Below are 12286 nucleotides of genomic sequence, written 5' to 3' on the forward strand. Positions count from 1 at the left end.
TAAACATACGAAATAAACCGTAATCCGAAAAATTTTTGAAAAGCTTTGTAAACTAATGGTTTGTATAGCGGTCTTCGGCCTCGGCAATGGTGCTTTCTACCAGTTTTTGCAGGGCAGATGCGGTTTGCGCAATTTGGGGATTTTCGTCGTAATCGCTCATAAAAACGATTTTTTTGGTCTTGTTTACATAATTAAAAACCATTTCGTAGCGCAGTACCCGCTTGCTTTTCAAATCGGCGCCGCGATTGGCAATGACATCGGGCAGGGTCCAAAGATCCAATTCGTTGGCCTTGCTGTGCAAGTAGATCATGTTGTTGCTGCGCAGCTTGAATTTATTGGTAACCAGCGAATCTTTGTTGCTGAGGTATTGATAATGGCCAGTAGCCGAGTTGTAGCTGTTGACCAAGGTATCGCCAAGACCCCAACTGTACTGAACAGACACGAAATCGGCCGAGCGGTAAGGCCCTTGCTTAAGCCTGATGACGTAATAACCTCCAATGCCGGCAATTGCAATAACCGCAATCATGCTAATCAGCGACCAGTTCTTTTGGAAAGCAGAAATCATTAGTTGTGCTCCTTTTCTTCTCGGTCGTTAATAGTTTGCTCGATAATTTTCTGCATCTGCGCGGCGGCATCCTTCATTTTGGGATTGCCCGAAAAATCGGCCAGGTAGGTTACCTCCTTGGATTTTTTCTGGTAGTTGAATTTCATGAAAAAGCGTGGCGCTTTCGAGTTCTTCAAGTCTTCTGCACTATTGGCCACCACATCTGGCAAATTCCAAAAGCCCTGTACATCGGCATTGCTGTCTAAGAACTTTTTGTCTCTTTCGTTCAGCATTACATGTTTGGTAACCAGCGAATCTTTATCGTTCAGGTATTTGTATTCGCCTGTAGCCGAGTTGTACGAATTTTCGAGCTGATCGCCCGCGCCCCATTTATACTCTAGCGAAACAAATTCCTTGGCCTTAAAAGGTGCATTTCTGATAATGGGTGCATAATAAATAATGCAATAAATAATAAAAGGTACTACGATGGTAGATGCCAAAAAAACTTTCTTTGCCCTGCTTGTCATTGCCGTATGCTAAAAACTTAAAACTAATCTAGAGGTTCGGTTAAATCGCCCTCCCACTTGCTCACTACTGCGGTAGCAATGCTATTGCCTACAACGTTGGTTGCCGACCGGCCCATATCCAACAGCGGATCGATGCCAATAAGCAATGCCAAACCAGCCTCAGGAATATTAAAAGTGGCGATGGTGCCTGCAATAACCACCAACGAAGCACGGGGCACGCCTGCAATGCCTTTACTGGTCAGCATCAGGATGAGCAACATGGTAATCTGTTGTTCGAAAGACAGGTGAATTCCATAGCTCTGCGCAATAAACAGCGAGGCAAAGGTCATGTACAGCATCGAACCATCGAGGTTAAACGAATAGCCCAAAGGCAATACAAAACTTACAATCTTGTCTTTGCAGCCAAAGCGCTCGAGTTGCAACATGGTTCTTGGGTAGGCCGCCTCGCTACTGGCTGTACTAAATGCCAGCATTACAGGTTCTTTCATTCTGTTCATCAGGTTAAAAATCCTGCGTTTTAGAATAAGGTAGCCTATAAATATGAGCAACAACCAAAGAATGAGCATGCTCGAATAAAACTCGCCGATAAACAAAGCATAGGTAGACAGCACGCTGATGCCCTGTTTTGCCACAATGGCAGCCATAGCACCAAATACCGCAAATGGTGCAAAATTCATTACATAGCCTGTTACCTTGAGCACGATATGCGCTACTGAATCAAAAAATTCGATCACTACTTTGCCTTTTTCGCCAACGGCGGCTGTGGCTACGCCAAAGAACAGGGAAAACACTACAATTTGCAGGATTTCGTTGGTAGCCATCGATTCGGCAAAGCTTTTTGGAAAAATATGCGAAATAAAGTCTTTGACCGATAGTGCAGTGGCTTTGATACCGGTATCGGTATGGCTGCTTGGCAAAGGCAGGTGCATGGCCTCTCCAGGCTTAAAGATATTAACCAAAAGCATCCCCAGTAACAACGACATGAGCGAAGCGCTGATGAACCACAACATGGTTTTGCCTCCAATACGGCCCACCGCTTTGATGTCGCCTACTTTAGCCACCCCTACTACCAGTGTTGTAAACACCAAGGGCGCCACAATCATCTTGATCAACCTCAAAAAGATATCGCTCAACAAGGTAAAAGGCTCCAGTTTTTTCTCGCGCAGGGTTTCGTTTTCCTTACGGATCTTGACCTGTGCCGCCTTTTGCGTTTTGAGCTGGGCGTACTGCACCACGGTGGTGTCTTTCATATCGCCCAATTGCCCGTCTATTTTCTTGATTTGTGCATCGGCACTCACGATGGCCTCGTTATGCTTGCTAAAATTATTAACGTTTAAATAATAACCCACGGCTACGCCCAATACCAGCGCAATGAAAATAAAGAGGGTAAGTTTGTTCTTATTCGACATTTGTTAAGTTTACATTTGAATAGAAGCCGTAAAACTACAATAATTAAATTATTCTCTAAACATTGTTGATAAAGCATTAGTTATTTTACATATTTGGGGCGTAACAAAACTAAATTCCGGATATCTAATCGTTGATCATCAAAAGCCGCTAAGTGAACCAAAAAGATATACTATTTAAGGATATTTTCGACAAGAATTCAAAGAAGATTTTTCACTTATGCTATGGTTATACCGGAGATAAGGATTCGGCCAACGACCTGTTGCAGGAAACTTTTTTAAAGGTTTGGCAAAACCTGGACAAGTTCAGGAACAAATCGCTTATTTCTACGTGGATTTATCGTATTGCCGTTAACACCTGCCTCACTTACCTGCGTTCCGAAAAAAGACAGGCTAAGGATGAGTTGACAGAAAACATTATCGAAAACAAGATTGAGGAGTATTCTGAGAAGAACGAACAGATTGCCCTGCTCTACAAGTCGATATCGAAGCTCGAAGAAAACGACCGCTTGATCATCACCATGGTATTAGACGAGCTGCCCTACAACGAAATTGCCGAGATTTCGGGCATTAGCGAAGGCAACTTGAGGGTCAAGATCCATCGCATTAAACAAAAACTGACTGAATTATACAACCAGCATGCAAGAATTTGATCACATAGAAGCGCTTTGGGCCAAGCACAACACCGTAGATGTGAAAATATCTGCCGATGAAATGCTGAAACAGGCCAAAAAAGAAGTAAGCAGCATGCGTACCAAATCGCTACTCACCGTAGTGGGCATGACGCTTGCATTTATAGCATTGGCCTTCCTGTGGTTTGCCATCGATTTCCGATCGTTGACAACCCATATCGGCATTAGCCTGATGATCGGCGCCATTATCGTTTACACCATCATTTTATACAACAATTACCGCATCCTTGCCAAAAGCGATTTCACGGTCAATCCGAACGAGTTTATGGCTAAGCTTAAGCTTTACCAGCTCAAGCGTTTCCGTTTATATAACCGCCTCTATTGGTTCTATGCCGTTGCCATATCGCTGGGCATGGCATTCTACTTTTTCGAAATATTGCCCCATCTGGCACTCTGGGCAAAAATAGCAGCCCTCGTTTTAAGCTTTGGCTGGATGATTTTCTGCTCTACCCTGGTGCGCAAGGCCGTTATCAAAAAAGACAAGGAAAGAATTGCATTGCTCATCGAAAAATTTGAACGCATTAGCGGGCAATTTAAGGAGCAACATTAAGCCGGCCTAAATAAAGAGTTCGGTATCTTAAGGTTTGGGTTATCAATTAATACCGATAAAACAAGATTGCTGAGCGGCCAATCCTCCGATTAGTTGAACAAGCAGGGGATTGCGCATAAAAAAAGTCATCCGTAAACGGATGACTCCTACTATTAACTAACCCAAATTTTAAATTCATCCAAACTTATATTGGGTTTCCTAAGCTCAAAGATAGTGTGGCTTTGTTAAGCTAGATAGGCGAAAATCACCCATTCCAACTAAACCGCCTTGTTAAATCTGTTCAATTGGGTGATTTTCCATTCGCCTAAGGAATCTTTCTCCAAGGCCACAAAATTTTGCTGTACAAAAGTATCGAACTTGAAGTCGATCCTTACCAGAATAGCAGTGTTGCGGCTCGACAGGATTTCATAATTCGGCTGGCAACCCCGCAGCACGTCGGCATTCTTTCCATAATATGTCATGATGTTTTCTTTGGTATGGAAATTTATGCGGTCCGGCCGATTGACTTTCATGACAAGTTCGTTGGCCAGAACCTGGTCAAACAAAGCAATATCGCCTTTTACCTGTGCTTCAATATAAGCATTGATAACAGCGGCAGGCTTGGCCAAATTCACTTTTTTAGCCGGTTTAACTTCAGTGGCGTTAGCGGTTGTAAAGGCAATACATAGTAAAGCCAAATACGTAAACATTCTTTTTTTCATTGCGTGGTTTTTGGTGGTGTACTCTTGTTATTATCTATATTGTTTAGGGGTAACCTGAAACGAATTCCTGAACAGGCGGGTAAAAGAGCTCTGGCACTCGAAACCAATGATGTCAACGATTTCGCTTACCTGGTAATCGGTATGCTTTAAATAGTACTGGGCCTGCCTTAACCTTACCTGGGTAAGAAACTGGTGGGGCGACATTTGATAGGCTTGCTTAAACGTACGGAGCAGGTGATTTACAGACAAGCATGAAGCCAGCGCAATATCGTTCAGGCTGATGTTCTTATTGTAGTTGCTGTTGATAAAGTCTTTGGCAATCGAAAGGCGCTTCAGGATTTCAGTTCGGGTAGATTTGTTCAGAAAGTTTAGCGATTCGGCTCTATTGGTTACTTCTGCGCGATAAAACCTGTAATAGCTCTCCAAACAGTGGCTCAGGTATTCGGCCATAACCAGTTCATTCGTCTGCCCGCTTTCCATATTGTTTTTCAATTGCCTCAAAACCGCAGCAATTTCTCCCTGCAAAGGATAAATTGCCTCCAAAAAAACAGGTTTGCTGTCTTTGTAGGCCGGACAATCTAACAGGGTATGGCTTTTGTTGGCCACCGAATATTCGTAATCGCAAACAAAGCCTGGGTCTAGCAGCACCGAAAACCGGTTGGTCGTTTCTTTCGAATTGATCTGACTGGTATACGAAGTGCCTTCATTCAAAAAAATAAAGCTCTGCGGAAACAGGGTAAGCCCTCTCTTGCCTAAATGATACTGCACAGCGCCATTGCTAACCAAGCTGATCATGTATTTGGTACTGATGCCTGTGTATGAAGAGTTAATTGAGAATTCGTTCAGAATTTCGTTCTTGAAGATCCGGATCCTTTTGGTGCTCATGGTTCGGTAGGTTTGTTGGTGTTAAACAAATTTACCTGAACAATAATGCGCCCTTTTCACCCCTCAGGGGGTATTTTCGGGCACAAACACAAAATCCCGCTTCAGGGGGTATTTTTTAATTCTACATAGTTAAATATATTTACTTTAGGTTAGGCTTTTTATCTCTAATACCTTGAGCTACAAAAAAATATTATTCATTTCTTTATTATTTTTAATTTATAGTTATAAATCTACCGCACAGCGATATTATTTTGAACAATACGATATTGAAAGGGGACTGATCCAGTCGCAGGTAACTGCCATTGTACAAGACCAAAAACGCAAGCTTTGGATAGCCACCCTGGGGGGGCTAGGCTCTTTTAACGGCCGACAGTTTACCAACTACAGCAGAACCAACGGCCTCACCAGCAACTACAACGTAGCACTGGCCGTAGACAAAAGCAACAAAATCTGGATCGGATCGTCGGGTGCACTAACAAGCTACGACGGCCAACGCTTTATTAAGCGCAGCGCTTCTTCTTATTGGACAAGAAAACTGGCCAGCACCAAAAACGGTGAAATCTTTACCCTCAGAAAACGGTCGTTGTACAAGATAGAAAAGGATCAGGAGCAATACATCAACATCAGCAAAGACAGCATGGAATATGTAAGCTCCATATATGCCGACCCGATGGGCAGGCTATGGGCAGCCGTTTACAACAAAGGCATTTACTTTTTGGAAAACAACACCTGGAAAAGCCTGCACTTCAAAAACGGACTTCCTCCCGACCTGGAAATCTCGGACATCCTGCTCGACAACCATAACCGCAACAGGCTTTGGCTGGTCTCCACTAAGGGGGTTTATGTGGCCGAAAACGGCCTGTTAAGCAAGGAACCCTGGGCCATAGACAGCAAGCCCATGTGCATTGCCCAAGACGATAATGGAGCCGTTTGGGTTGGTGCCGAAAAAGGTGCCTACCTGATCAAAAAAAGAAGAATCATCCATTTTACAGCCCAAAATGGCTTTACCGACAATACGGTAAGCAAAATATTCAAGGATATAGAAAACAACATTTGGCTGGGAACCTATGGCGCAGGGCTCTTTAAATTCAACAACAACAACTACGTTATATTTGACGAAAGCCAAGGCATCCATAATAAACTGGTGATGGCCGTTAGCTATGGTCCCAGCTCTGATGCCATATGGATGGGAGCTTACGATGGGCTTTACGAATACCGTTCGGGGCAAAAAATAAGGAACATCGAAATTCCTTTTGCCAAAGACGAATCCTACCATATCAATTTTCTGCACCGCGATAGTAAAAAAAGGGTGTGGATTGGTTCTGCCGAAGGGGGCTTATGGCTGGCTACCGACAAAGCCATTAAAAGAGTAGATCAAAAAAGCCCCTCGCCCATTTCTTACCAATCCATTATAGAAACCGGCAGCAAAGAGATATGGATAACCACCAACCGAGGCGTTTTTACATTTGATGAGGGAACCAAAAAGCTCAACAAAATTTCAAAACTGCCAGGCAACAGCCTGCTCGACCTGGGGCGGGATACAGTTTTAGTAGGCACACAAGACGGCGCCTATGTTTTTGTAAACAAACAGAATGTAAGGCACATCAAAAACAAGAACCTGATGGGCTCCAGCATACTTTGCATGCTCAAATACAAAGGCTATATCTTGTTTGGCACTTCCGACTATGGTCTGCTGATCTGGAACAGGGAAACAGGGAAAAACTGGACCATCAATACCAAAAACGGCCTGGCTTCTGATCACATTTACAGCATCATTGAAGACAGCAACGGATTAATCTGGCTGGGAACCGGCAGGGGCATTAGCCGCATGGACCCCAAAAACTTTAAGCTCATCAACACGCCTGATGCCAACGGGCTTTTGGTAGAATGCAACCAAAATGCCATTTTGCAAGACCACAACAACATGTGGATAGGCACCACCAAAGGGGTTATTGTGTACAAGGTAGACCCCATGCCAAGCGTTGAAGTAAAACCTTACATCACCATCAATTCTATCAACGTTTTTCCCAGCTATAAAAGAAAAACCGAACAAAGCACTTTTAAAACTACTTTCAAGAGCCACGAACTTCAAGAAAGACCCTCGTTTCCTTATAGCCACAACTACATCAGTATTAATTTTTCGGGCATTTACCTCACCAACCCGAGTTCGTTGCGTTATAAATATCGTTTAGTTGGCCTCGACAACAAATTTAGCCAGGCCAGCAGCAACAGTGCCGTCAACTTTACCGCCGTACCTGCCGGAAGGTACACCTTCGAAGTGATTGCCATTACCAAAGAAGGGCTCACTTCTGTTAATACCGCTTCTTTTTCGTTCGAAATCCTGCCGCCCTACTACCAAACCAATACCTTCAGGTTTTTTGTATTCCTATTGGTCATATTGCTCATTTTGGCTACCGTATATGCCATTTTAACCATTAACGAACGCAGAAGAAAGCTTCATTTAAAAATAAAGCTCGAAGAACAGTACAAGATCAGGAAACAGACGGCCGAAGATTTTCACGACGACCTGGGCAACAAACTAACGCGCATTACCGTGCTTTCTGAAGTACTGAGCAGCATGCTTCGCGATGACGACAGCGAAAAAAAGAACATCATCAAGAAGATAGCCACCAATGTTAACGAGCTGTATAACGGCACGAAAGATATTCTTTGGTCGTTGAACCCCAAAAACGACACCCTAAATCAGCTGGTAGACCATATCAAGGATTTTGGAATCGAAATGTTTAACGATACGCCAGCACAGTTTAAGCACCATATCGAAATTCCCGACAACCACATTGGACTTACGTTAGACCTGAACAGAAACGTGCTGCTTATTTTTAAGGAATCCATCCACAATGCGCTCAAGCACTCTAAAGCCACCGAAGTATATTTCAAGGCCAAGCTCAACAACAAGTTATTGCTGCTTAGCTTGGAAGACAACGGCAAAGGGTTTGATATTAACAAGGCCAAAAGCGGGCATGGCATGAACAACATGTACCTGCGCGCCGAAAGAATTGGTGCCGACCTTAACGTGATTTCGAAAGCCGACGGAACGGCCATTTGCCTGCTGATCAATTTCTCCACCTTAAAACGAAAACAAAATGTATAACAAGGCAGAAGCAAGGATTGCAATAATAGAAGACGACGAAACCATTAGGGAGGGCTATGCCTATCTCATCGACCATACTTCGCCGTATCAGGTGGTTAGTACTTACGCTTCTTTTGAAACGGCTAAACACCAATTGGCGAAAGACAATCCGGATGTGATTTTGCTGGACATACAATTGCCCGGCGTTAGCGGCATCGATGCCTTGCCGCTGATCAAAAAAATGCTGCCCCAGGTTTATGTAATTATACTAACCGTATTTGAGGTAGAAAAAACGATACTGGATGCATTGGCCAATGGCGCCTCTGGCTATTTTACAAAAAATACGCCTTCGGCAAAAATTATCGACGCCATTAAAGAAGTGATTATGGGTGGCGGGCCAATGAGCCCCAACGTTGCCCGAACGGTAATCAGGTCGTTGCAAAAAAACTTCGATTCGCCGTTAACCAAAAGAGAAGCCCAAATTTTGGACCTGATTTCGAAGGGCAAAGACCGAAGCCAGATTGCCAACGAGCTTTTTATAGAAGTAGAAACGGTCAAAACGCACGTCAAGAATATTTACATCAAACTGAACGTGAACTCTAAAGCCGATGCCATTAAAATTGCCAAAGCCAACCGTTTGATTTAGCTTTTATCAGCTTGTATACTTTCTTGGCACGGCTTTCGTTCTATATCATCGAATGAAAACCGCATTGAATTTTACCTTCGCCATGCTGCTGGTTTGCCTAAGCAGCTTTAAGGCCGGTCGGGAGGTTTATCCTGAGCAGCTCGACTGGGATACCCATTTTAGGGGCGAGCCCGACTCCCACTCGGCTTATGCCGCCTTAACGGTAACCACTTGGCATTATAGCTATACCTCGAAAATAAGAGACGGCCACTTATCTATCGATTTTAAGTTTGCCGCCGGTGTAGATGCTTCTCGCTCATGGGTGAAAAGAGACCGCATCAGCAACAGAAAAACAAGTCGCCAGCTTTTAAACCATGAACAGGGTCATGTTTACATCAATTTTTTGCTGCTTAAAACAGGTGAAATCCAAATTCCCAGCCAAAAATATACGGCAAGCAACTACAAAAGACTAATTGTACAAACCGCAAACCGCATCAGCGATTATTACAGTGCTATGCAAGACCGCTACGACGATGAAACCAAGCATGGTTCGGATTTGGAAGCCCAAGCCCGGTGGGATGATTTTTTACGTGCGGAACTGAACAAATATCCATAAAAAAATCCCTATCGCTAAGCGATAGGGATTTGATTTGGACAACCTCTGATCTTAATTTTCCGGCTTTACTTCCGTTGCCAAAAAACTGTTGCCGCTTAAACGGTATTTGAGGGTTTTGATTACCGTAGTGGTTTTGCCGCTGTCTGTACTTACCACGGGCACCGAACGGAACAAATCGCCGTTTTTAACAAAGAACTTATCGTTACCCTTGTAGTCTTTTTTGAGGTTGCTGCTCAGGCCCGGAAAACTGATCTTGTCAAAGCTGTTGCCGGCAAACTCGTATACGTTCAGGTCGTTTACATTGTTCCTTACTACGTACTGGATGTATAATTCTGGATTCCCATCATTATCCAAATCCATGTTCCAGGCATCGGTAATGATTCCTTTCCGCTCTCCGGCTATCGACCTGTAATTGTTTTTGATCGAATCAGACATGAGCAACAGGTAGCCACCTACCGTGTCTACGCCTTTGCCCCAGCTTAGCACCTCAAAATGGTAGCCGGGTTTTATTTCTATGTCTTTATAAAATGGAAAAGGGTTAACTTGTTTGGCACTTGCAGCCACTTTAGCAGCGGGAGCAGGCTTTTGCTCGTTGCGACACGACGCGAACAGCAATGCACCCGTTAGTACAAAAAGGCAAAATTTAATAGCGTGGTTTAGTTTCATTTGTTGTGATGATTTTAAACTCCAAATTATAGGTTTTATCCTTTTTTTGCAAGCTTTTTATGCTTATTTGGCCTTTACATCCGGCGAACCGTTGTTCAAGGTGGTTTCTTTAACTACGCTTCTTTTTCCGCTTGGCGCAACCACTATGGTCTTTAACGTTTTCTTTTGCCCTTGTGGTACAATTACCTTGATTGGAGCAGTGTATTCGGTGGCATTTTCAGACGGACGGTAGCCATCCAAGGTATAAAAGATTTTAGCGCCCGGAATTGGGATTTTCAATTCTACCGTAATATTTTCACCGTTAATAACCTTTTGGTCCTGTCCTATTGGGGTTGGCACCCAATAATTGGTAGCTGTTTTGTCTAAGCGCGCCAAATGCACCGGTACCCTTTCTTCGGTAAAGTTTTTGATGTCTTTTCTAGCTACCTGGCTCCATGCAATTTCAGACAAAGAGAAAAGCTTAGGCAAAATCATGTATTCTACTTTGGCCGGGGTTTCCATGTATTCGGTCCATACGTTGCCTTGCACGCCGATGATGTGTTTTTGCTGTTCGGCCGACAATTCTTTTGGAACAGGATCGTAGGCATAGGTTTTGGTGTAAGGTGCAAAGCCGCCAATGGTTAACGGCTCATCAGGCGAATCAGACTGTTTATGGTCGAAGTACATTCCGGCCGAACCCGGGGTCATGATTACATCGTGATTTTGCTTGGCGGCTTCAATGCCACCAGCCTCGCCCCTCCAGCTCATTACGGTAGCATTGGGTGCCAGGCCACCCTCTAAAATTTCATCCCATCCAATAATCGAACGGCCTTTGCTGTTGATGTATTTTTCGATGCGTTGGATAAAGTAGCTCTGCAGGCCATGCTCGTCTTTCAGGTTGTTGTCTTTGATAAACTGCTGGCAAAACGGCGATTGTTTCCAATATTCTTTCGGGCATTCGTCGCCGCCAATATGGATGTATTTTGAAGGAAACAAGGCCATCACCTCATCCAACACATCCTGCAAAAAGTTAAAGGTATTTTCTGTAGGCACAAAAACATCGTCGAAAACACCCCAGGTTTGCTGTACTTGTTTGCCGGTTCTGCTGCCCGACCAAGGCGTTTTATCGCTCACGAAGGTGTCCCTGTCAGGAAAGCAGCTCAATTCTGGATAGGCGGCTATAGCGGCCGAGGCATGGCCAGGCATTTCGATTTCGGGAATCACGTTGATAAATTTCGAGGCGGCATAAGCTACAATGCCTTTTACCTCGTCTTGGGTATAATAACCTTTGTAAACTTCGTTATCGGTACCACCAGTACCCGGATAGTTGCCTACAATGGTTCCGTTTCGGCTGCTGCCCACGCTGATGAGTTTCGGATATTTCTTGATCTCTATCCTCCAGCCTTGGTCTTCGGTTAGATGCCAATGGAAAGTGTTGAGCTTGTATTGAGCCATCAGGTCGATGTATTTCTTTACGAAAGCAACCGGAAAGAAATGACGGCCTACATCTAAGTGAAGTCCCCTGTATTTGAAACGCGGATAATCGTTAATTTCTACGGCAGGAACAACAATTTTATCCTGTGCCTTTTCTGGCATCAGTTGCATCAGCGATTGTACGCCATAAAAAAGGCCTGCACCTTTACCGGTTACCTTAATTTCGTTGGGCGTAATTTTAATGGTATAGCCTTCGGCAGGCAATTTTTCGGCCCCTACCGAAGTCAGCACAATGGCTTTTTGGCCTTTGTCTATGGTTTTGGCTTCGCGCAAGGCGAAACCACCTTTGGTTACGATAAAAGCATTCAACAAATCGGCCGATTTGGCATTTTCGGCTTCGTTGCTTATCAAAACTACCGTTTTGCTTAAATGAAAGCTGCCATTTGATTTTTGGATAGATACAGGCGCGGGGATGATTCCCAGGTTTGCGTCTGTTTGCGCTCGGCTTTGAAAGGCCATCAAAGCGAGGAAAAGAACAGGTATTAGTTTTTTCATGGTTGTATGTGGTTA

12 protein-coding genes are annotated in these 12286 nt (G+C 44.0%); 5 read left to right on the forward strand and 7 right to left on the reverse strand.

The annotated features are described in order from the left end of the window. Positions 1–52: 52 nt before the first annotated feature. From AC6H1S_RS10725 to AC6H1S_RS10735, 3 genes are read right to left on the reverse strand one after another with little or no spacing between them, the layout of a single operon-like run. Positions 53–565 carry a hypothetical protein gene (locus AC6H1S_RS10725; protein ID WP_199138675.1) on the reverse strand — a complete coding sequence of 171 codons (513 nt, stop codon included), beginning with the start codon at positions 563–565 and terminating at the stop codon, positions 53–55. Next, a complete protein-coding gene (locus AC6H1S_RS10730; RefSeq protein ID WP_497563596.1) occupies positions 565–1071 on the reverse strand; it encodes a hypothetical protein in 507 nt (168 codons plus the stop codon). The genes AC6H1S_RS10725 and AC6H1S_RS10730 overlap by 1 nt, the downstream gene beginning before the upstream one ends. A gap of 23 nt (positions 1072–1094) precedes the next feature. Next, positions 1095–2480: a dicarboxylate/amino acid:cation symporter gene (locus AC6H1S_RS10735; protein WP_497563597.1), complete on the reverse strand. Its 1386-nt coding sequence runs from the start codon at positions 2478–2480 to the stop codon at positions 1095–1097. A 152-nt stretch (positions 2481–2632) separates the two neighbouring features. Between AC6H1S_RS10735 and AC6H1S_RS10740 the strand changes: the two genes are divergently transcribed. Together AC6H1S_RS10740 and AC6H1S_RS10745 are read left to right on the forward strand one after the other, a co-directional pair. Then, a complete protein-coding gene (locus tag AC6H1S_RS10740) occupies positions 2633–3130 on the forward strand; it encodes an RNA polymerase sigma factor (protein WP_199138669.1) in 498 nt (165 codons plus the stop codon). Beyond that, positions 3117–3719 (forward strand): hypothetical protein, encoded by a 603-nt coding sequence (locus AC6H1S_RS10745; protein WP_199138667.1) that lies wholly within the window; start codon positions 3117–3119, stop codon positions 3717–3719. Before AC6H1S_RS10740 ends, AC6H1S_RS10745 begins: the two co-directional genes overlap by 14 nt. 257 nt (positions 3720–3976) lie before the next feature. Here AC6H1S_RS10745 and AC6H1S_RS10750 read toward each other — a convergent pair whose 3' ends face one another. Both AC6H1S_RS10750 and AC6H1S_RS10755 read right to left on the reverse strand, forming a co-directional pair. Then, on the reverse strand, positions 3977–4420 hold the full coding sequence (locus AC6H1S_RS10750) for a hypothetical protein (protein ID WP_497563598.1): 444 nt from the start codon (positions 4418–4420) through the stop codon (positions 3977–3979). Positions 4421–4450: 30 nt separating this feature from the next. Next, entirely contained in the window at positions 4451–5305 is an 855-nt protein-coding gene (locus AC6H1S_RS10755; RefSeq protein ID WP_497563599.1) for a helix-turn-helix transcriptional regulator, read from the reverse strand. A 172-nt stretch (positions 5306–5477) separates the two neighbouring features. Here AC6H1S_RS10755 and AC6H1S_RS10760 point away from each other — a divergent pair, with 172 nt between their 5' ends. From AC6H1S_RS10760 to AC6H1S_RS10770, 3 genes are read left to right on the forward strand one after another with little or no spacing between them, the layout of a single operon-like run. Continuing rightward, positions 5478–8417, forward strand: a complete 2940-nt coding sequence (locus tag AC6H1S_RS10760; protein WP_497563600.1) for a ligand-binding sensor domain-containing protein — start codon at positions 5478–5480, stop codon at positions 8415–8417. Beyond that, entirely contained in the window at positions 8410–9042 is a 633-nt protein-coding gene (locus tag AC6H1S_RS10765; protein WP_199138660.1) for a response regulator transcription factor, read from the forward strand. Before AC6H1S_RS10760 ends, AC6H1S_RS10765 begins: the two co-directional genes overlap by 8 nt. Positions 9043–9094: 52 nt before the next feature. Continuing rightward, complete coding sequence (locus AC6H1S_RS10770; protein WP_497563601.1) at positions 9095–9637, forward strand: DUF922 domain-containing protein; 543 nt, start codon at positions 9095–9097, stop codon at positions 9635–9637. Positions 9638–9688: 51 nt separating this feature from the next. Here the strand turns inward: AC6H1S_RS10770 and AC6H1S_RS10775 are convergent, their stop codons facing one another. Both AC6H1S_RS10775 and AC6H1S_RS10780 read right to left on the reverse strand, forming a co-directional pair. Continuing rightward, positions 9689–10303 (reverse strand): hypothetical protein, encoded by a 615-nt coding sequence (locus AC6H1S_RS10775; protein ID WP_497563602.1) that lies wholly within the window; start codon positions 10301–10303, stop codon positions 9689–9691. A gap of 63 nt (positions 10304–10366) precedes the next feature. Next, positions 10367–12271, reverse strand: coding sequence for a beta-N-acetylhexosaminidase (locus AC6H1S_RS10780; RefSeq protein ID WP_497563603.1), 1905 nt, complete (start codon positions 12269–12271; stop codon positions 10367–10369). Positions 12272–12286 lie beyond the last annotated feature (15 nt).

This window comes from Pedobacter sp. TM02, assembly GCF_059705275.1.